Source organism: Thermicanus aegyptius DSM 12793, from assembly GCF_000510645.1.
Lineage (GTDB): Bacteria > Bacillota > Bacilli > Thermicanales > Thermicanaceae > Thermicanus > Thermicanus aegyptius.
In genome coordinates this window covers 2,757,682-2,776,955 of sequence record NZ_KI783301.1, presented here as the reverse complement: position 1 = coordinate 2,776,955, position 19,274 = coordinate 2,757,682, and the positions used below count along the sequence as shown (strand labels likewise).

The 19,274-nt window shown below is 51.0% G+C and carries 19 protein-coding genes and 1 pseudogene; 11 read left to right on the top strand and 9 right to left on the bottom strand.

Features of this window, described 5'->3' with window-relative positions; all coding sequences use genetic code 11:
- Window position 1: 1 nt before the first annotated feature.
- From mqnE to THEAE_RS0114685, 3 genes are all read right to left on the bottom strand, one after another.
- Window positions 2-1,102, bottom strand: coding sequence for an aminofutalosine synthase MqnE (mqnE, locus tag THEAE_RS0114695; RefSeq protein ID WP_245605570.1), 1,101 nt, complete (start codon window positions 1,100-1,102; stop codon window positions 2-4).
- 168 nt (window positions 1,103-1,270) lie between these two features.
- Entirely contained in the window at window positions 1,271-1,522 is a 252-nt protein-coding gene (locus tag THEAE_RS0114690) for a hypothetical protein (RefSeq protein ID WP_005588263.1), read from the bottom strand.
- A 119-nt stretch (window positions 1,523-1,641) separates the two neighbouring features.
- Window positions 1,642-2,637: an NAD(P)/FAD-dependent oxidoreductase gene (locus THEAE_RS0114685; RefSeq protein ID WP_005588262.1), complete on the bottom strand. Its 996-nt coding sequence runs from the start codon at window positions 2,635-2,637 to the stop codon at window positions 1,642-1,644.
- Between the two features lie 254 nt (window positions 2,638-2,891).
- Here THEAE_RS0114685 and THEAE_RS0114680 point away from each other — a divergent pair, with 254 nt between their 5' ends.
- Window positions 2,892-4,085 carry an NAD(P)/FAD-dependent oxidoreductase gene (locus THEAE_RS0114680; RefSeq protein WP_005588260.1) on the top strand — a complete coding sequence of 398 codons (1,194 nt, stop codon included), beginning with the start codon at window positions 2,892-2,894 and terminating at the stop codon, window positions 4,083-4,085.
- A 126-nt stretch (window positions 4,086-4,211) separates the two neighbouring features.
- Window positions 4,212-4,469: a YuiB family protein gene (locus THEAE_RS0114675; protein ID WP_005588259.1), complete on the top strand. Its 258-nt coding sequence runs from the start codon at window positions 4,212-4,214 to the stop codon at window positions 4,467-4,469.
- A gap of 52 nt (window positions 4,470-4,521) precedes the next feature.
- Here the strand turns inward: THEAE_RS0114675 and THEAE_RS0114670 are convergent, their stop codons facing one another.
- A complete protein-coding gene (locus THEAE_RS0114670) occupies window positions 4,522-4,998 on the bottom strand; it encodes a divergent PAP2 family protein (protein ID WP_005588258.1) in 477 nt (158 codons plus the stop codon).
- A gap of 115 nt (window positions 4,999-5,113) precedes the next feature.
- Here THEAE_RS0114670 and THEAE_RS0114665 point away from each other — a divergent pair, with 115 nt between their 5' ends.
- Complete coding sequence (locus THEAE_RS0114665) at window positions 5,114-5,533, top strand: DUF309 domain-containing protein (protein WP_005588256.1); 420 nt, start codon at window positions 5,114-5,116, stop codon at window positions 5,531-5,533.
- 87 nt (window positions 5,534-5,620) lie between these two features.
- Window positions 5,621-5,833, top strand: a complete 213-nt coding sequence (locus THEAE_RS0114660) for a hypothetical protein (RefSeq protein WP_028987998.1) — start codon at window positions 5,621-5,623, stop codon at window positions 5,831-5,833.
- A gap of 90 nt (window positions 5,834-5,923) precedes the next feature.
- Here THEAE_RS0114660 and THEAE_RS0114655 read toward each other — a convergent pair whose 3' ends face one another.
- Entirely contained in the window at window positions 5,924-7,714 is a 1,791-nt protein-coding gene (locus THEAE_RS0114655; protein ID WP_028987997.1) for a M3 family oligoendopeptidase, read from the bottom strand.
- A gap of 98 nt (window positions 7,715-7,812) precedes the next feature.
- On the opposite strand from THEAE_RS0114655, the pseudogene THEAE_RS22700 reads away from it, so the two are divergent.
- A pseudogene (locus THEAE_RS22700) lies at window positions 7,813-7,920 on the top strand (DinB family protein); the annotation flags it as partial.
- A 111-nt stretch (window positions 7,921-8,031) separates the two neighbouring features.
- On the opposite strand, the gene THEAE_RS0114650 reads toward THEAE_RS22700, so the two are convergent.
- Both THEAE_RS0114650 and THEAE_RS0114645 read right to left on the bottom strand, forming a co-directional pair.
- The gene (locus THEAE_RS0114650; protein WP_005588251.1) at window positions 8,032-8,241 is read right to left on the bottom strand and encodes a tautomerase family protein; all 210 of its coding nucleotides are present in this window, start codon (window positions 8,239-8,241) and stop codon (window positions 8,032-8,034) included.
- Between the two features lie 24 nt (window positions 8,242-8,265).
- Entirely contained in the window at window positions 8,266-9,480 is a 1,215-nt protein-coding gene (locus THEAE_RS0114645) for a YbfB/YjiJ family MFS transporter (RefSeq protein WP_052330048.1), read from the bottom strand.
- A 167-nt stretch (window positions 9,481-9,647) separates the two neighbouring features.
- Here THEAE_RS0114645 and THEAE_RS22205 point away from each other — a divergent pair, with 167 nt between their 5' ends.
- Both THEAE_RS22205 and THEAE_RS0114635 read left to right on the top strand, forming a co-directional pair.
- Window positions 9,648-11,036: a protein O-GlcNAcase gene (locus THEAE_RS22205; RefSeq protein WP_052330046.1), complete on the top strand. Its 1,389-nt coding sequence runs from the start codon at window positions 9,648-9,650 to the stop codon at window positions 11,034-11,036.
- Window positions 11,037-11,490: 454 nt separating this feature from the next.
- Entirely contained in the window at window positions 11,491-11,937 is a 447-nt protein-coding gene (locus THEAE_RS0114635) for a hypothetical protein (RefSeq protein ID WP_156920643.1), read from the top strand.
- Window positions 11,938-12,083: 146 nt separating this feature from the next.
- On the opposite strand, the gene asnB is transcribed toward THEAE_RS0114635, so the two are convergent.
- A complete protein-coding gene (asnB, locus tag THEAE_RS0114630; protein ID WP_028987994.1) occupies window positions 12,084-13,931 on the bottom strand; it encodes an asparagine synthase (glutamine-hydrolyzing) in 1,848 nt (615 codons plus the stop codon).
- 210 nt (window positions 13,932-14,141) lie between these two features.
- Here asnB and zwf point away from each other — a divergent pair, with 210 nt between their 5' ends.
- From zwf to sleB, 4 genes are all read left to right on the top strand, one after another.
- A complete protein-coding gene (gene zwf / locus THEAE_RS0114625) occupies window positions 14,142-15,686 on the top strand; it encodes a glucose-6-phosphate dehydrogenase (RefSeq protein ID WP_028987993.1) in 1,545 nt (514 codons plus the stop codon).
- Window positions 15,676-16,323, top strand: coding sequence for a cyclase family protein (locus THEAE_RS0114620; protein ID WP_028987992.1), 648 nt, complete (start codon window positions 15,676-15,678; stop codon window positions 16,321-16,323). Before zwf ends, THEAE_RS0114620 begins: the two co-directional genes overlap by 11 nt.
- A gap of 44 nt (window positions 16,324-16,367) precedes the next feature.
- Window positions 16,368-17,156 (top strand): SDR family NAD(P)-dependent oxidoreductase, encoded by a 789-nt coding sequence (locus THEAE_RS0114615; RefSeq protein ID WP_028987991.1) that lies wholly within the window; start codon window positions 16,368-16,370, stop codon window positions 17,154-17,156.
- Between the two features lie 227 nt (window positions 17,157-17,383).
- Window positions 17,384-18,022: a spore cortex-lytic enzyme gene (sleB, locus tag THEAE_RS0114610; RefSeq protein WP_028987990.1), complete on the top strand. Its 639-nt coding sequence runs from the start codon at window positions 17,384-17,386 to the stop codon at window positions 18,020-18,022.
- A gap of 55 nt (window positions 18,023-18,077) precedes the next feature.
- On the opposite strand, the gene THEAE_RS0114605 is transcribed toward sleB, so the two are convergent.
- Complete coding sequence (locus tag THEAE_RS0114605) at window positions 18,078-19,229, bottom strand: THUMP domain-containing class I SAM-dependent RNA methyltransferase (protein ID WP_028987989.1); 1,152 nt, start codon at window positions 19,227-19,229, stop codon at window positions 18,078-18,080.
- Window positions 19,230-19,274: the final 45 nt, after the last annotated feature.

Sequence of the window (19,274 nt, the reverse complement as noted above, 5' to 3'; positions counted from 1 at the left end):
TTTAATAGGTTCGGAGGACATGATAAAGCGTATCCCGTTCCACCGGGATTCGTCCTGCCTCCCGAATCATCTGGATAAACGTCTCTTTCGGCGTCATTTGCGGGGTTTCCGCGCCTGCGTCATGGACAATTTGTTCTTCCATCACCGTCCCATCTAAATCATCTACGCCGAAGTAGAGGGAGATCTGGGCTAATTTTAACCCAATCATCATCCAGAAAGCTCGGATATGGGGGAAATTATCCAACATGAGGCGGGCGATGGCCAATAGTTTAAGATCATAAAGGCCGGTGGTCTCACCGGTGATCCCATACTCTTCCGCAAGTTTCGTATTTTCCGGATGGAAGGCAAAACCAAAGAAGGCATCAAATCCCCCTGTTTTATCTTGTAATGCCCTGAGGCGGAGAAGATGGTCGATCACATGTTCCGGTTTTTCGATGCTCCCGTAAAGGATCGAGGCGTTTGAGCGCATGCCCAAACGGTGAATCCGCTCGTGAATTTCGAACCACCGTTCTGCGTTCGTCTTATGACCGGAAATGATGGACCGCACCTCCGGGTGGAAGATCTCCGCTCCACCGCCCAAGATAGAGCCCAGCCCTGCTTCCCGCAAGCGGTCGATCGCCTCTTCGATGCTGATCTTCGAAAGGCGCGCGAGGTAATCCAGTTCTACGGCCGTGAACGCCTGTACATGAATCTCCGGCAGATGTTTTTTGGCGAGGCGAATCATCTCTTCATAATAGCTGAAAGGAAGCTTCGGATTTACACCCCCAACAATATGTAGTTCCGTAAATCCTTTCCCTTTCATATCGATGATTTTCCTTTCGATTTCCTCCAGGGAGAGGGTGTAGGAGCGGGGGTTTTCAGGCTTCACTCCGAAAGCGCACAACTTGCAGTCAAGATAGCACACATTGGTGTAATTCAGGTGAGTATTGACGATAAAATAAACATGATCGCCACTTTTCCTCCTTCGAACCGAATCGGCCATCTGACCGATGGCGAAAAGGTCGTTCGAAGTGAGCAGCCTCATCCCATCTTCAAAGGTAAGGCGTTCTCCCCTCTCCACCTTCTCCCGAATATCTTGTAGTGAATCCATCTTTATCGTCAAATAAGCATCTCCTTTCGTAAGGCTAAGGAACTGACTACAAACATTATAAATCTCGTTCCCTTCTTGTGGCAATACGGGGCGACGGCTCGGTTCATGGATCCGCGAAGTCGGGTTCATGATGAAGAAAGGAGCTGGGGAAACAGGATCGTGTCGCCAAGGATCTCTGCCCTAGTGGAGCTCCTCCTGAATGAAGAGGAGATGCTCTTTATTGCAATACGGGCAATAGCCGACGTGGATGCATTGATGAAGGAGATCATCGTAATATCCATTGGTTCGTTTTAGATCCTCTCCATCCCGATAAGGACTGTAAGGATCATAGGATTCCTCGATCCTTCCCTTATGGTCCAGCCTGGTGCCGCAGGATGGGCAGATCCGGTACAGGGTGGTCATGCCGTTACACAGGGGACACATATACCCCATGTTCCCGCCTCCTTTTATCCCGCGCATTCCCGCGCATTTATAAAGGTTTTGTAGGTAGTATATGCAAAAAGCCATCTTTCCGAGCGGGAAGAGATGGCTTTCCAAGAGGAGGGGTCACGTTAGAAGGTGAGGCTGCTGGAGTGTCCTGGCTGAACCTTGGCGGTAGGATCGATATAGCTCTTCGCATTGTTAACGGCTGTAGGAGCTTCCCCCAGTCCTACGGCAATCAACTTAATCTTGCCATCATAGGTAGCGATATCTCCTGCGGCGTAAACGCCGGGAATATTGGTTTCCATCCTGGAATTGACCAGAATGGCCCCCTTCTGTAAGGTAAGCCCCCAATTCTGAATCGGGCCGAGGGAAGAAACAAAACCGTAGTTGACGATGAGGGCGTCTAAGGGGAGGATGATCTCTTCTCCCGTTTTATTATGAACGATCGTGATCGATTCGATCTTGTTTTCCCCCGTCAAGCTCCTTACTTCATAAGAAGTGTGAATGTGGACATGGGATCGGTATAATTGCTCCACGCTATGTTCATGCGCTCTGAATTTATCCCTTCGATGAACGATATGAACTTCGCTGGCGATCGAATCGAGCATGAGAGCCCAATCCACTGCGGAGTCGCCTCCGCCCAGAATGACCACCCGTTCTCCCCGGAATTGTTCCATATCGCTGACGAAGTAGTACAGATTTGTTTTCTCAAATCGTTTCGCTTCCTCTAGCTCTAAACGTCTCGGTTCAAAGGCGCCGACTCCGGCAGCCACGATGACGGATCGGGAATAATGCGTCCCTTTATCCGTTGTCAGCTCAAAGAGGTTTTCTTGCTCCAGCTTCTTCAAGTCCAATACTTTTTCTTCCAGGCAGATTATGGGGTTAAAATAGAGTGCCTGTTTTTTGAGATTCTCCACCAAATCTTGTGCTTTAATCTTTGGGAATCCGGCCACATCATAAATATATTTTTCCGGATAAAGGGCGGCCAGCTGTCCCCCCAATTGCGGCATACTTTCGATGATTTTCACGGTAGCGTGGCGCATCCCCCCATAAAAGGCCGCGAATAGCCCTGCGGGTCCCCCGCCGATAATGGTAATGTCAACAATTTCATCCCGTTCCGACATGTCGGCACCTCCGTTAATCTCGATCTTCCCATGCTTTATGTTGTTCTAGAATCAGTGGATGGAATAGAGAGGGGAAAAATTTCTATTGTGAGCTTTTTCACTTGTCAAATAGTGAAAAAGCTCCTACAATAAATATTGTAACATATTTGTGAACGTAAGTACAAAGTCTTTGCAAAGATTTATGGGAGTAGGAGAAACTAGGCTTGGGACCGTCGTCAAAAAGAAGTCTCAGGCAAGAGAGGGGAAGGATAAAAATGACAGTACCAAAGGTATTGATTTTGGGGGCCGGGTATGGAGGCTTGATGACCGCGATCCATCTACAGAGGGATATACAGTATAATGAGGCGGAAGTTACGCTGGTGAATAAGCATAATTACCATTATATGACCACTCACCTTCACGAACCGGCAGCGGGCACGGCACCCCAAGAAGCGGTTAAAGTAAACATTGACGAGATTATTAACACCGATCTGATCCATTTCCGGAAGGGAACGGTTGAAGCCATTGACCCCAAAGAAAAAAGGGTTATTCTCCATGATGGGGAACTTCATTATGATTATTTGGTGATTGCATTGGGGAGCGAGCCGGAGACCTTTGGCATCCAGGGCCTAAGGGAATATGCCTTCGGCATTACCAGCCTTAATGCCGTTCGCACCATCCGTGAACATATTGAATATACTTTTTCGAGATACCATGAGGAAGGGGAACAAGAGTCGTACCTAACCATCGTTGTAGGAGGTGCCGGATTTACCGGTATTGAATTTGTCGGGGAGCTGGCGGATCGGATGCCCGATCTATGTAGGCAATTTGACATCCCGCGGGAAAAAGTGCGGATCATTAGTGTGGAGGCGGCTCCCACCGTACTGCCCGGCTTTGATAAAGAACTGGTGGAGTATGCGATGGAGCGCCTTCAGGCCAAAGGAGTTGAATTCCGGATTAATACACCTATTAAGTCATGTACCGCCGAAGGCATTGAATTGGCCAATGGGGAGAACATTCTTTCCAAGACGGTCATCTGGACAGGCGGGGTACGGGGCAACCACCTCTTGGAGGAGGCCGGATTTGAGACGGTTCGCGGGAGGGTGAAGGTAGATCCAGCTTTACGGGCGCCTGGTTATGAAGATGTTTTTGTCATCGGCGATGCTTCCGTCGTCTTTACCAAGGAAGGAAGACCCTATCCTCCGACGGCCCAAATCGCTACCCAACAAGGCGAAAATTGTGCGAAGAATCTTCTCTCCTTGCTCAGAGGCGGAACCTTGGAGGAATTTACGCCTTCCATTCAGGGAACTCTTGCCTCTCTGGGGAGAAGTGACGGCATCGGAGTGGTGGGGAAGATTCGCCTCAAAGGGGGATCGGCCCGCCTCATGAAGAAGGCCTCCGATCTGCGCTATCTCTACAAATTGGGTGGCGTTTCATTGGTCCTCAAGAAGGGACGCCTATTCGGTTAATCTTTTTTAAAAGTAAAAGACGTATGGATAAGGGATATGGGCAGGGCGGTCGTTCTCGATTGACCGCTCTTTCCCTTTTCAGTACACTGAGGGGGAGAAGGAAGCTAGATATGGGGGAAAGCAGAGATGAACATTGCCCAGTTTATCATTTCAATTCCGCTTTTTATGGTTCTATTCTTTGGAATCGGCTTCATCTTAAATATGCTCCTTAAAACCACATGGCTGCCCAGCGTATTAAGCGGAGGCGTGTTTCTCATCGCCTGGGTGGCCACGGGGGGGCTCAAGTGGGTAGATATCGTGATCCTGCTGTCCGGCGTCCTCGGTGGGGTGTTAAGCAGTGTGGCGATTCGGGCATTGAGGCGGCATGGGTACCGCATGTTTTAAGGGGCATTTGGCGGGGGAGAGGAAAAGTATAAATGGGAAGGGTGCGGGAACATTAAGCTAAGGCGAGAGCGACCAGGATCCCTAGAAGGGCTCCTCCGGCCACTTCGATGGGCTTATGTCCCAACAGTTCTTCAAGGGGTTTCATCCCAGGTTCCTTTTCTTCTTCTACGTTCTTTTTTTCATCGGGGGCAGCTCCTGAAGGAGTTGTCGTGCCGAAAAAAATCTGATTTAAGAGGGCGGCATGTTCACCGGCATGGCGGCGTATACCTGCCGCGTCAAACATAACGATCGAGGCGAGAATGAAACCGATGGCAAATGAAGGAGAATTCCACCCTTCCTGGATTCCTAAAGAAACGGTGAGCGCCGCAACGGCCGCGGAATGGGAGCTCGGCATTCTTCCGGTACTGAAGAAAAGCTCGAAATCCCATTTTTTATGGTGCATATAATAGAGGGGAATTTTTAGAAATTGGGCAATAAGAATGGCCCAAATGCTCGCCCATAAGGGATAATTATGAATAAGTTGAGACATTTTCTTCACCTGTAGTTCTTTTCATGATGGATATTATATCACATCCACTCTGTCGATAAAACGGAAACGAAGATTTTAGGTTAAACTGCATGAAAGAAGGGAGTAGCGGGGTGTCTTGGAGCCGTCATGGGGAAATTCTTATCCCAAAGAATATGATCTTTTTTTAGAAAAGTTTCATAAAGGGGAGTACTATGAGTGCCACGACCTCCTTGAGGAAATCTGGTTGGCGGAGAAGCAAAACCGCTTCTTACAAGGTTTGATCCAACTCTCCGTGGCGCTCTACCATTATGAATACGGAAATGTAAAGGGAGCCAGAGGGATGCTGAAGACCGCCCTCCATTATCTGGAGCAATATCGACCCAAACACTGGGGGCTCGATGTGGAGGAACTCTGCCAACAGATCCGGGTGTGCATCGCACAACTGCCCAACCGGGATGTTCTTTCCCTGGAAGAAGCGAAAAACCGTCCCCTGCCGCACGTTCGCCTCTCCTTTGATCCATCCGGAGAGGGAATGCCCCAGGGGAAAGAGAGCTGACCATCCAAGATAGTAACAGAGCGGATCGCGAAGAAATAGGGAAAAAGGTTAGGTGGAGAAAGGAATCTTCTCAAGCCTCATGGAGAGGTGTTTGAGGCCGCCGGCGTCTGCCGGACACGGGGGAGGAAGGGGGATCAAGACGTTTCCTTAAAAGGGAGAGTAACATGGGGCGATGATTCCGGACAACAAGTGAATCTCCGGTATGGTATCGAAAAGTACTTTATTCCGGAAGGAACGGGCGGGATATGGGAGAGGAGCCGGGAGATCTTCTACCTGGTTAGGATCAAAATGGCCCCCTGAGGAGAGGCGAAGATTTTTCCAGATCACGTGCTCCATGACCGTGCTTCATGACCTTAAACTCGCATCTATCCTCATAGGGGCCTTACCCTTCTACTCCGTCAATTTTAGGAATTCCTTCGCATCGGCGAGGGTGAGATCGACGGCGCTCTGCCAGAAGTCGGACTTGGTGAGGTCCTCGCCAAGATGTTTCTTCGCCAGATCCTCCACCTTCATGCGGCCTGTATCCCCGAGGAGAGCCTCGTAGCGAGGGGCGAAGGCCGGTCCTTCCGCCAATGCTCTGGCGTAGATTCCGGAGCTGAAAAGGAAACCGAAGGTGTACGGGAAATTATAAAAAGGAACTTCGGTGATATAGAAATGAAGCTTCGATTCCCAGAAATACGGATGGTACTGCTGCAGCGATTCTTTGTACGCCCTCTTCTGGGCAGCTGCCATCAGTTCATTTAGCCGATCCACACTGACGGGACCTTTCTTCCGCTCGGTATAGAAATCAAGCTCAAAGAGGAAGCGTGCATGAAGATTCATGAAGAAGGCGATGGCCCGGGAGAGCTTATCGTCAAGAAGTGCAATTTTCTCCTCCTTCGATGAGGCCTTCTTCAAGGCGGCATCGGAGACGATCATCTCGGCGAAGGTGGAGGCCGTCTCCGCCACGTTCATGGCATAATCCTGAGCCAAGTAAGGAAGATCATTCATCACCGATTGGTGATAGGCGTGCCCCAATTCGTGGGCCAGTGTAGAGACATTTTTCATGGTACCGCTGTAGGTCATGAAGATGCGGGACTCTTTCGTTAAGGGGAAGTTGGTGCAAAACCCTCCCGGCCGTTTTCCCGGTCGGTCTTCGGCTTCAATCCACCGGTTCGTAAAGGCATGGGCGGCGAAATCGGCCATCTTCGGGTTAAAGCGCCTAAACTGCTCTACGATGAAATGGGCTCCTTCATCGTAGGAGATTTTTGCGGCCGATTTCCGCAAGGGGGCGTCCACATCAAACCAGCTTAACCGATCAAGTCCCAGAAGGCGCGCCTTCCGCTCCAGGTATCGGACCAGGATCTCTTTATTTTTCTCTACCGTGGCCCACATGGCCTCCAACGTCTCTTCGGTCATACGGTTATATTCAAGGGGCTCCTTCAAGACGGAATCCCAGCCTCGATTCTTATAAAGGGCCAAGCGGAATCCTCCCAGGTGATTTAAGACGCCTGAGGTAAGCTCTGCAGCGTCGGCCCATGCTTCTTCGTATTTGGAAAAAAGGGCCCTGCGCACGTTTCGATCTTCATGATCCAGGAGGTTGTTGGCCTGGCCGACGGACAATTCTTTTTTCTCCCCGTCTATTTCAAAAGGGATGGTAATTCTCCCCACGACGGTGTTGTAATACTCTCCCCAGGCGTGGTATCCGTCCACCGAAAGATCGGTGGCAAGACGCTCCAGCACAGGATCCATGCGCACCTTTGCCTTCTCCCGGCGCTCCTCCAGTGGAAAGGAGATCTCCCGCAGGAATTCTTCCCGAAGGAGCTGATTCCAGACCTCATCGGGAATCTTTAGAATCTGCTCATCCAAAGAGGTTAAGGTGCTTGTAAAGTCTGCGAAGTATTGCTGTATCCTTCCGTAAAGAAGCTTCGCCTTCTCATCCTTCACATTTTGGGCGGTGAGGCAACTGAGGAAAGCCCCGACCTCCGCTAGGTGCCCGGAGAGCTCTTCGATATTGTCGATCACTTTCGCCCAATTTTTGGCCTCTTCCAGGGTTTGCGGGGCTCTCCCCGAAGATATCTCTTGTTGTAAAGCGTCTAAACGTTGCTTCAGATCTTCCATGAAGCGGTTTAACTCTTCCGATTGGCTCCCACCTGGAAAGATCTTCTCCAGATCCCAGGTAAGAGATAATCCTTGCAGCATACCCATTCCTCCCTTGAACCGTTTATGTATACCATTTCCATCTTATCGAGTTTAAAACGGAGGGTCAAGGAAAATCTTTCGGTTTCTGAAATAATGGAATTCAGCATCAGGCCCATCATCGGGGGAAAATGACCGTCTTGATGCGCCAAGCCGGCCTGCGTGTTCCCGGTCTGTATGGTCCATCGAAAGAAGAATGGAATTCATAGGTTTGGTCTTGTTCATTTCGGATATGCTAGGCAAAGGGATTGGGAATGGTACGCATCTGAAGATGGGGAGAGCAAACCCCGTCCCACGAAGGATGCGGAACGGGGTTTGGCCTACTCACCGCGTTTTCGCCTTATGGTCACCGACTCTCCTCCGATGCCCCAATTGTCCGTATCCACTTCATCGATGACGACCACCGTAGTTTTGGGGTTTTTACCCAGGACTTCTTGAAGCAGCCGGGTTACGCCTTGAATTAGCCGCTCTTTTTGTTCCGCCGTAACCGGAATTTTTTCCTTGGTTACCTTAATGTTCACATACGGCATTTTTTTATCCTCCTTTTCTGTACGTTATGGGCGCATGGCGGAGCCATGACCACTTCCTGCAATCTTCTCTTTAGAAGCTTTGATCTGCCCAGCCCCTAGGAAGAGCATTCCGCATCCAAGGACAACGGCTGCAAATAGCAACGAAGAGGTGTAATTCCCGGTGCCGGTGATGAAGAAGCCTGCCAGGGAAGGACCCGCCATCTGGCCTACGCCATAGACGAAGGTGAGAAGACCGATCACCTTGCTGCTTTCCCGAGAAGCCATCCGCCTTCCGGCGGAGACGGCCAATGTCGTAATCCCCATAAAGGTTCCGCCAAATAGCAATGATCCGGCCAATGCCCCATATGAATTATATAAGAGGGTGGGCAAAATGACGCCGATCATCTGGAGAAAATAGGCGGTTTGCAACACATTCAGATCCCCCCATTTCGCGGCGGCCTGCGCCAAAAGCACTGAAGAGGGGATGGCGGCCAGTCCGACGATCACCCAGCTTAAAGCGGGATCATGGTTTAATGAGGGAATCTCTCGGACCAAGGCAACCAAGAACGTTCCGCTTACGATATACCCCATCCCTTCACAGCCGTAGGCGGCAACCAACCATGGAAGGATCTTATTCTTGCCGGGAAGAGATGTGCTTAAGCGATCGGGTGGAGGTCCCTCCCGTTGGGGTGAAAGATCCTCCCGTAACCATCCGATCGTGAAAGGGCTTAGGAAAAAGGAAAGTAGCCCGACGCCGATCCAAGTTCCCTGCCAACCAAAGTAATGGTTCAACCATGGGACCAAAAGGCCTGTGAAAAAAATACCGATGCCTACGCCGCTGTAGAACGACCCTGCCCATACAGGCTTCCCGGCACGTGCGAGAACGTCAAGCGTAAGGCTGGAAGCAAGCACGAAAACAACGCCGCTGCTTAAACCCGACAGAAAGCGAAGGATAAACCAAAGCGGGAGATGATCGGTTAATCCCATGGCGACGGTCGTCAAGATATTAAGGGCCAAAAAAATTCGAAGTGGAAAGGTTTTGCCTCCCTTCCACCTGAAAATCCCGGCAAAGAGGGCTCCCAACAGGTAGCCCAAATAATTGGATGAAGCCAGGTAGCCTGCCGTCCCACTCGAAAGATGAACGAAATCTTGAAGGTAGGGCAAAATCGGGGTATAGGCAAAGCGTCCGATTCCCATCACAATGGCCAACGCGGACATTCCTCCCACGAGGACGAAAAGGGGTTTATTTTTCCGGTTCATCATCCCACCCTTACCAAAAAGTTTTAAAATTCTTTGCCATCATTTTACGGGATGATCTATGATTTAGTAAAATGATAAAAAGAAATTGTTCCTATTATTTTTTTCGATAGATGGTGAAGATGGTGAATACGGCTTTTTTCTAAACCACAGATGAGGAGGAGAGGAGAATGGCGATGAAGGGTTGGTTACAGGGCGTGATCGAAGGTTTCTACGGTCCGGTATGGAAGCCGGAGGAAAGAAAGGAGCTTCTTCGGTGGATGGGAGAGAAGGGGTATAACGCCTACATCTATGCGCCGAAGGGAGATCCTTACCACAGGGAAAGGTGGCGGGAGCCCTATCCCGAGGAGAAATTACAGGAGTTTCAAGATCTCTTTCGGGTCGGTGGGGAGGCCAATGTGGAAGTGATGATGGCCCTAAGCCCCGGCTTAAGCCTCACGTATTCCGATCCGACGGAACTGGAGGCTTTATGGAAGAAGGTATCCCCCTTTATCGATATGGGATTAAAGAGGTTGGGGCTATTCTTTGACGATATTCCCTTTGAATTAAGACATAAGGCGGATAAGAAGCGCTATGCCAATCTGGCGGAGGCCCAGGCCGATTTCGCGCTGCGCCTTCTGGAAAAAGGGAAGGGGGACGGACTAAATCTCATCTTCTGCCCCACGTATTATGCGGGAGAGCCGGATCATCCTTATCTTATCGAATTGGGGCGGCGTCTTCCCGAAGAGGTGGATCTCTTCTGGACGGGTCCTGCCATCTGTTCCCCTGCCATTTCCGAGGAACATCTGCGGGAGGTGTGGAAAGCGATGGGAAGAGCCCCCCTCATCTGGGACAATTATCCGGTGAATGATGTTTACATGGAGCCGGAATTACATATCGGTCCTTACCGGGGACGGGATTCTTCCCTTCTCACCGGAACCAGGGGGGTTTTCCTCAATCCCATGAGCTTACCTCTCGCTTCCCGCATTCCTTTGGGGACAGCAGCCCGGTTTTTTTCGGATCCGGAAGGCTACGATCCGGACAAGAGCTGGATAGAGGCGGTAAAGGAGGAACTAAGGGGAAAGGATTTCGGGGATGCTCTCATCGCGGCTTTTAAAGAATTTGCCGAAGCGGTGACGATAAGCCCCCTGGTTCCGGAGGAGCCCCCTCTCTATGTTTCCTTCGTGAAAGAATTTCAATCTCTTCTCAATGTGGGAAAGAGGGAGGAGGCGATCTCCCGCTATATGGAGCGGGTCACTGCGATGAAGAGAGCCTATGAAGTACTGCGGGAAAAGGGAAAAGAGATTCCCTTGTTGCAGGAGATCTCCCTTTGGATCACCGACTATGGCCGCTGGTCCGATGCAATGAAAAAGGGTCTGGAGTTAATCCTCGCCTTTGCCCGGATGGAGTCGCTTACCGATGGGAAGGCGAGGGAAGAGGGGAGGAAAATCGCCTTAGAGGCATGGGAAAGGGTAAAGATTCTTCTGGAAGAGGCGGTCTCCTGGCCGACCGTTACCTGCGGGGACACGCTTCGGGTTTTCCTGCAACGGATCCTGAGAGGGATGAAGGGGTTGATCTAGATGATTCGACTTTTTTCATGAGATGAGGTTTGACCTTAAAAAGAGGTTTCCTTATTCTTTCAAGGGGGCTTTCATCCGGTTTTGTAACCTGAGATCTTCCAAGTTTTTTTGCGATCTTACGTTCAATTCGTTCAATTATAGTCGTTTCTACAAGAATTTTTTACTGTTTTGGAGTTTATAAAGCGAGGGAGCGCATTCCACCATGAGTGAGACTTTGCGATGATCATGGTGTGATATCGTTCCAATGTTTATTTGTGAAAGCGGGGGGAGGTTTTTTTTAGTGAAAAAAAGGGGGCTATCCTTTGGAGTTTTACTGGCTTGTATGATCTTTCTTTCTTCTTGTAGTGCCAATAACGGAATAAACAGGGAAGAAAATGTAAGCCAATCTGCCCAAGGTATTTCCCAAAACACGGGAAGGCAAAATCTTTCTGATTCTCAACATAAGGAATCGTCCATGAAGAAACTGATCCAGGTTACGGTGAAAAGGGGAACAGAAGTTTTTCCTTTTAACGATCCATCCATTTCGGATCCTATGGGGATTGTTGTTGATATCCAAAATTTGTTATGGGTTGCTCAAAGGGGCGGGATCGGAATCGAACTTGAAACTGAAAAAATGGACTCAAATGAATTAGATCAATTACTGAATGTGGGGGCAACGTTGAAAGATCGGTTTTATTCGGTACTTCTTACCTTTGAGCCTTATAAGCCGAAGCCAGGGACGAACGATTTTCCGCATAAAGATTTACTCCTCTTTACCGATCCGAATCAAGTAAAAGATGCTTACCTCGGAGTCCAGAATCCAGATCATGAAACGGAATGGAAGTTATACCGTTTGCCCGACTTCAACAGTTGGCTCTCAAAAGAAGTAGACCTTCTTCTCCGTGTGTACACGGGTTTATAAAGCTATCCCCAATAGCTGGACGATCTCTCCTTTGTGGAAGATTGATCTAAAAAACGGTCTAATACATGTCGTTGCTGATCAAGGTGATATAAAGGTGCCCCAGCTATCGTTCTTTCTTTGATGAAACAGGGATACCGCAACTTCTTTCAGAGAGTGATTTCCACCCGATATTCCTTCAGCCAAGCGTTCACCTGGATGAGATAGGCGAAGAGTTGGGGAACGTTCATCAATTGGCCGAACCAGGGGAGGTGGCTTTCCGGTGTGGCTTCCTCAAGCAATTTCATCACTTCTTTCCGGTGAATCAGGGGAAGGATCGGAGAGTGGGGATCGTCCAGCAGCCGGTACATTCCCTGTTTTACCGCGGCGAGATAAGAAGGATTATGGGTCTTGGGATAAGGGCTCTTCTTCCGCTCCAGCACTTCGGCCGGGAGGATTCCCGTAAGAGCGGCGCGGAGGAGCCCCTTTTCCCTCCCGTGGAGAGCCTTCCACTCCCACGGAACATTCCACAGGTATTCCACGATGCGGTGGTCGGCGAAGGGAACGCGGACTTCAAGGCCGACCGCCATGCTCATCCGGTCTTTCCGGTCGAGGAGGACAGGCATCCAGCGGGTGAGGCTTAGGTATTGAATCTCCCGCATACGGGCTTCCTGTTCCGATTCTCCGGGGAGGCGGGGAACTTCGCTCAGTGCCTCCTCATACCGATGTGCCACATATTCTTCCGGACGAATCGCTTCCACCAATTCGGGAGAGAGGTAGCGAATGCGGTCCTTCAGCTTCACCGACCAGGGGAAGGTGGGGGCGGTGATGAGATCCTCCCGGAAGAACCAGGGGTAACCGGCGAAAATCTCGTCGGCGCATTCGCCGGAGAGGGCGACGGTTGCCCACTTCTTAATTTCCGCGCTGAAGAGGAGGAGGGAAGAATCCACATCGGTCATTCCCGGGAGATCCCGGGCGATCAGGGCGGGAAAGAGAGATTCGTATAGTTCCGGGGTGTCGATGAGAACCGGATGATGATGGGTACCGAGGTAACGGACCATCTTCTCCACCCAGGGGGCGTCGGGGTTGGGCTGGAATTCATTTTTCCTAAAGTAGCGGTCGTTCTCCACATAATCGACGGAGAAGGTATGGAGGACCTCTCCCCGACGCTCCTGATAGTAGCGGGAGGCGACGGCGGAGATGGCGCTGGAGTCCAAGCCCCCGGAGAGAAAGGAGCATACGGGAACATCGGAGACGAGCTGCCGCTCCACCGCATCCAGTACCAGTTCTCTCACGGTGGCGATGGTTTTCTCCAGGTCATCTTCATGGGGTTTGCTTTCCAAACGCCAATAGGGGATGATTCGTAGTCCGTTTCGATCAAAAAGAATCGAATCTCCTGGTAAAACCTCCTTTATTCCCCGGAAGACACCCACTCCCGGTGTCCGCCCCGGTCCCAGTGCGAAGATCTCGGCCAATCCCTCCCCATCGATTCGGCTGGGAACGAGGGGATTGGCGAGAAGGGCCTTGATCTCTGAGGCGAAGATCAGGCCATGGGGCGTTTCATAGTAGAAGAGGGGCTTTACCCCGATCCGGTCCCGGGCCATGAAGAGCTGTTCCCTTCCCTCATCCCAAATGGCAAAGGCATAGATGCCGTTCAAGCGCTCAACGCACGCAGGACCCCATTCGATGTATGAGAGGAGGAGGACTTCCGTATCCGAATGCCCTTCGAAGGAATAGCCCTTTTCGCGAAGTTCCCGGCGCAACTCCTCCGTATTATACAATTCCCCGTTGTACACGAGGACATAGAGTCGTCCCTCTTTTGCCCGGATCATCGGCTGCTTTCCCCCTGCGGGGTCTACCACCACCAGGCGGCGATGCGTAAAGGCGGCTGGCCCCTTCGCCCAAAATCCCGCATCATCGGGGCCTCGGGGGCTGATCCGTTCATTCATCTCCTCCAAGGTGTCCGTCTGTCCCCCGGGGTCATTCACCCAATCAATCCAACCCGATATTCCGCACATCTTATCAACCTCCCATCGTGATATCTGCCCATCGGCTTCGGTACGAAATTAGAGTATTCAGGAGGGGATGAAAGGGTGAAAAAGGGAAGGGATGTCGTCAAGGTGGTACTTTTTTGTTCCGCTGTGCTAAAATGAGGATGATATCCCGGTTACACAGGTTATGAAAAATGGGGATACTATGGAAGACCATAAACGCGAGGAAGGCGAACCATGAAAAGAAATGAAAGTCATCCAGCAGCGGTGCTCCTCTTTGGGGCAACCGGAGATTTGGCAAAGAGGAAGCTCTATCCCGCCCTCTACAGCCTATATAAACAAGGGATATTATCCCATGACTTTGCCGTCATCGGCCTGGCCAGAAGTCCTCTTACCCGAGAGGAGTACCATCGGCGGGTAAAAGACTCGATTGCCCGCCACTCCCGCTTCTCCTTACCGGGGCAAGAAGAGTGGGCGGCGTTTGCGAAACATTTTTTTTATCAATCCCTTGATATACACGATAAAGCGGGATTTGAAACGTTGCAAACGACGCTAATCCAATTGGATGAACATTTTTCCTTAAAGGGAAATCGCATTTTTTACTTATCGATGGCACCCGACTTTTTTGGATTGATTGCCAAAAATCTCCATACTGCAGGCCTCACCCGGACAAATGGGTGGAAGCGATTGGTGATTGAAAAGCCCTTTGGCCATGATCTTTCTTCGGCCGAACAATTGAATCAAGAGATCCGGGAGGTTTTCGCGGAGGAGGAGATTTATAGAATCGATCATTATCTGGGAAAAGAGATGGTTCAAAATATCGAAGTGATTCGCTTTGCCAATTCCATCTTCGAACCGGTATGGAACAATCGATACATCGACAATGTTCAGATCACATCCAGCGAAACGGTGGGAGTCGAGGAGCGGGGTGGTTATTACGAGAAGGCGGGGGCGCTGCGTGACATGGTACAGAACCATATTCTGCAGATGGTGGCCATGGTGGCCATGGAGCCGCCGAGCCGCCTTCAGACCGAGGCGATTCGGGATGAAAAGGTGAAGGTGCTCCGCTCGCTGCGCCGGTATGAGGGGGATGCGGTCCTACAAAATGTGGTGAGCGGTCAATATACGGAAGGAAAGATTGGGGAAGAGATCGTTCCGGCTTATCGCCAGGAGGCCAAGGTAGCCCCCGACTCCGTCACCGAAACCTATGTGGCGGCGAAATTGATGGTGGATAATTTTCGTTGGGCAGGCGTTCCCTTCTACGTTCGTACAGGGAAGAGGATGGCGGTAAAATCGACGGAGATTACCGTTCAGTTTAAGAATCCTCCCATGAACCTCTATTTTGAAAAGAGCGGGGAGCTGGGACCGAACCTTCTTACCATTCACATTCAACCGGATGAAGGAATGACCTTACATCTGAACGCCAAGCGGCCAGGTACGGCGGGTGGGGTCTTTCCCATCGCCATGGAGGTTAGCAAAGACAGCGGGATCGGCTATAACTCCCCGGAAGCCTACGAACGCCTCCTTCACGACATCCTGCACGGGGATACCACCAATTTTACCCGTTGGGATGAGGTGGCCGGGGCATGGGAGTGGGTGGATCCGATTACCCAAGTTTTGCGGGATACGGGAGGAAAGCAGCTACACTTTTACGCCGCCGGAACGATGGGGCCTGAAGCGGCCCATGAATTATTGCGGAAGGATGGCGTCGATTGGTGGCCGCTTACCCCGGCGGATCGCCCTTGTTCCCCGGTGAAGGAGGGATTGCCCCATGAACTATAAGCTCTACGACATCTCCCAACCCATCTTTGAAGGGATGCCCGTTTACAAGAATAAAATGGAGAAGCAGCCCCGCATTGAGGTGGTTCAGGATTTCCCGGCCTCCTCAGCCCGGGAGAGCCGCCTTCATCTGGATGCCCATACGGGAACCCATGTGGATGCTCCCCTTCATATGATTCCAGGAGGGGAGGACTTTGGGAGCATCTCACTGCAAGATTTGGTTGGACCATGCCGAGTACTTGATTTGACGCAGGCAGAGGATCATATCGGGAAGGAAGATCTCCTTCCCCACGGGATTCAAAAGGGGGAATTTCTCCTTTTGAAGACGAAGAATTCGGAGACCGATTCTTTCCGGCCCGACTTTATCTTCTTACGTGAAGATGGGGCGGAGTATCTGGCGGAAACGGGAGTGAGGGGGATTGGAATCGACGCCCTTGGCATCGAACGAAGTCAGCCGGGGCACCCCACCCACAAACGCCTCTTTCGCCAAGGGATTTTGATCGTGGAAGGGCTTCGCCTCAAAGAGGTTCCGGAAGGGGATTACTTCATGGTTATTGCCCCCCTTCACCTCCTTACGACGGAGGCGGCACCGGCAAGAGCCCTCCTTCTTCAGTTCGAGCCCCCTGTTTCCGGGACGTAGGGATTCGGATTTTGGGAGATGGAGTGAAAGGAAGATGGAGAGAAATGGAGAATCATCGGGGGAAAGTTTTCTTCATCACAGGCGCTTCCAGCGGCATCGGCAAGCGGATCGCCCTTGCCTTGGCAGGGAGCGGGGCCACTCTTCTACTAGCCGCCCGCAATGAAAAATCCCTAACGGAAGTGGCAAACCAAATTCGCGCCCAGGGAGGAGAAGCCTTCATCTATCCGGTCGATCTGAGCAGGAAAGAGGAGGTGGAAAAAATGAGCCGGCTCATTCAATCCCGCTTTGGCCGAGTGGATCTCCTCATTAATAATGCGGGATTTGGAGTCTTTGATCCGGTGGTTCGTGGTGATCCGGAAGATTGGGAGAAGATGATGACGGTCAATTACCTGGCGTCCGTCCGACTGATCCGCGCCTTTCTCCCCCAGATGCTTTCTCAAAGAGAAGGGCATATCATCAATGTGGCTTCGATCGCAGGCAAGTTAGGCTCGCCCTTTTTCGCCGGGTATAATGCCTCCAAGTTTGCCATCGTCGGTTTTTCCGAAAGCTTATACATCGAATTATTAGGGACAGGCGTAAACGTAACGACCATCTGCCCCGGCCCCATCGACACACCCTTCTTCAAGGATGGGGAGATGGAGCGGGTGTTGGGTAAGCGGGGTGCAAAGTTCCTGCTTCCCCCCGAGAAGGTGGTCAGGGCGATTCTCAAGGCGATCGAGAAAAAGCCCAGGGAAGTGATCCTTCCTCGATACATGAAACTCGTCATTCACATGAAGAACCTCTTTCCTAAGGCATTTTCCTTCCTTTCCGCCCGTCTTTTCCCTAAGGGGTAAGGATTGAGCTAATCCGATGGGAAGTGAAGAAAGATCTTTTTTTAAAAGAATGAGAGCCCCGTTCGTCAAGGAATGGGCTTAAATTATGAAAAAAATAGAATAAATACGTATATAAGGGATTAGACCCATAAATTAAGCGCTCCTATCCCTTCTTTTTCTTTTATACTAACCTTAGCCCAAACGACTCCGCCCGTACGATCCAAAAAAATCGAAAGGACGGTGGAGTGATGAAGAAACAGGCCAAGGTTCTTTTTCTTTTAACACTTCTTCTCATCACCTTTTTGCCCAGCTTGGCGGAGGCAAATCCCCTTTTGGGGTATGGTGATCAACAGGGGTTTGTTTACGACCTGCAGCATCGGTTAAATCAATTGGGGTTTTTTACGGGCAGACAAGATGGGCGGTTTGGCAAAGAAACCTACCAAGCGGTCCTCCGTTTCCAGAAAGATTATGGGCTTAAGGCGGATGGACTCGTCGGGGATAAAACGTGGAGAGCGCTCTATTCTCGCACCTTTACCGAAGAGGAGATCCGGCTTCTGACCCGGGTCGTCCATGCGGAAGCAAATGGAGAGCCTTATGCGGGTCAAGTGGCGGTGGCGGCGGTTATCTTAAACCGTCTCGAATCACCTGACTTTCCCAAAAGCATTAAGGGAATCATCTATGAACCCTATGCTTTTGAATCGGTGGCCAACGGAACCATTTGGCAAACTCCCGATGCAACGGCCAGAAGAGCGGTCTACGATGCGATTCGGGGGTATGATCCCACGCACGGTGCTCTCTTTTTCTTTAACCCGGCTACGGCCAAATCGAAATGGATTTGGTCCAGGAAACCGTTGGCCACCATTGGTCATCACATCTTCGCGGCCTGAAGCCTGAATCCTGGAGAGAACGTAAACTTCTTCCGTAAAATCGTACGGAAGGCGATTAGGCCTCTTCTTCCTCTTTTCTGGGGGGGAAGGGGCCGAAATATTGATAATAGTGGGTTTCTATCCTCCCGTTGTATAGTTTTCGGTTTTTGGTCGCTTTTTTCCCAAACAGGGCTTCAAAAGCAGGATGGGAGGTAATGACGAAGAATGACCACGACGGGTTTCTCTCATAGAGCCGCCCCATCTGCCGATACAAATCTTCCACCTCTTGATCCCCTCCGATCCGTTCTCCATAAGGGGGATTGGCGATCAAGACCCCATACTCCCCTTTTAAGGTGACCTCTTTCACAGGCAAAGGACGAAAACGGATGGTTTCACTCACCCCGGCCCGCCGGCTGTGATAATGGGCCAAGGAGAGAACTTTCTCATCCCGGTCTGTCCCGGTGATTTCCAGGCGAAGATTTCTTCGCGCCAGATCTTTTGCCTCTCCCCTGGCCAGGTCCCAGAGACGTTGGGGCACGATGCTCCATTCTTGGGAGGGAAAGGTTCGATGTAGGCCGGGGGCGATGTTTCGCCCAAGGAGGGCCGCTTCGATGGGAATCGTCCCGGAGCCACAAACCGGATCGTGAAAGGGACGATCGGGACTCCAGCGGCTTAAAAGGATAAGAGATGCGGCCAGTGTCTCTTTGATGGGAGCTTGGGCGGTAAGCTCCCGGTATCCCCGCTTGTGGAGGCTGGGACCTGTGGTGTCCAACGTGATGAGCGCTTTATTCTTAAGGAGGCTTACTTCGATGGTGTAGAGGGGACCGGTTTCCTCAAACCAGGAGAGGTGATATTTTTCCCTCATTCTTTCTACGACGGCTTTCTTTACGATGCTTTGACAGGCGGGGACGCTGCTTAATTGAGAGGCATGGGAGCGTCCCAACACCGGGAATTTCGCCTCTTTAGGAAGCCATTCTTCCCAGGGGATCGCTTTCGTCCCTTGAAAGAGTTCTTCAAAGGTGGTTGCATGGAATTCCGCCATTTTGATCAAGACCCGATCCCCGGTTCTAAGCCAGAGATTGGCGCGGGGAATCGCCTCCATCCCTCCCTGAAAAAGAACTTTGCCATTCTCGACGATTTGCTTCTCGTATCCCAATTCTCTCAATTCCTTCGCCACAATCGCTTCAATCCCCATCGGAACCGGTACAATATATTCCAGACTTTTCATGTCACAGCAATCCTTTTTTCTAGTAACGATATCATATCCCCCATT

Coding starts and splice junctions, on each gene's coding strand:
- THEAE_RS0114690 (WP_005588263.1), bottom strand. CDS start 1,522: ATGGGGTATATGTGTCCCCTGTGTAACGGCATGACCACCCTGTACCGG.
- THEAE_RS0114685 (WP_005588262.1), bottom strand. CDS start 2,637: ATGTCGGAACGGGATGAAATTGTTGACATTACCATTATCGGCGGGGGA.
- THEAE_RS0114680 (WP_005588260.1), top strand. CDS start 2,892: ATGACAGTACCAAAGGTATTGATTTTGGGGGCCGGGTATGGAGGCTTG.
- THEAE_RS0114675 (WP_005588259.1), top strand. CDS start 4,212: ATGAACATTGCCCAGTTTATCATTTCAATTCCGCTTTTTATGGTTCTA.
- THEAE_RS0114670 (WP_005588258.1), bottom strand. CDS start 4,998: ATGTCTCAACTTATTCATAATTATCCCTTATGGGCGAGCATTTGGGCC.
- THEAE_RS0114655 (WP_028987997.1), bottom strand. CDS start 7,714: ATGCTGCAAGGATTATCTCTTACCTGGGATCTGGAGAAGATCTTTCCA.
- THEAE_RS0114650 (WP_005588251.1), bottom strand. CDS start 8,241: ATGCCGTATGTGAACATTAAGGTAACCAAGGAAAAAATTCCGGTTACG.
- THEAE_RS0114645 (WP_052330048.1), bottom strand. CDS start 9,480: ATGAACCGGAAAAATAAACCCCTTTTCGTCCTCGTGGGAGGAATGTCC.
- THEAE_RS22205 (WP_052330046.1), top strand. CDS start 9,648: ATGGCGATGAAGGGTTGGTTACAGGGCGTGATCGAAGGTTTCTACGGT.
- THEAE_RS0114635 (WP_156920643.1), top strand. CDS start 11,491: ATGAAGAAACTGATCCAGGTTACGGTGAAAAGGGGAACAGAAGTTTTT.
- asnB (WP_028987994.1), bottom strand. CDS start 13,931: ATGTGCGGAATATCGGGTTGGATTGATTGGGTGAATGACCCCGGGGGA.
- zwf (WP_028987993.1), top strand. CDS start 14,142: ATGAAAAGAAATGAAAGTCATCCAGCAGCGGTGCTCCTCTTTGGGGCA.
- THEAE_RS0114620 (WP_028987992.1), top strand. CDS start 15,676: ATGAACTATAAGCTCTACGACATCTCCCAACCCATCTTTGAAGGGATG.
- THEAE_RS0114615 (WP_028987991.1), top strand. CDS start 16,368: ATGGAGAATCATCGGGGGAAAGTTTTCTTCATCACAGGCGCTTCCAGC.
- sleB (WP_028987990.1), top strand. CDS start 17,384: ATGAAGAAACAGGCCAAGGTTCTTTTTCTTTTAACACTTCTTCTCATC.
- THEAE_RS0114605 (WP_028987989.1), bottom strand. CDS start 19,229: ATGAAAAGTCTGGAATATATTGTACCGGTTCCGATGGGGATTGAAGCG.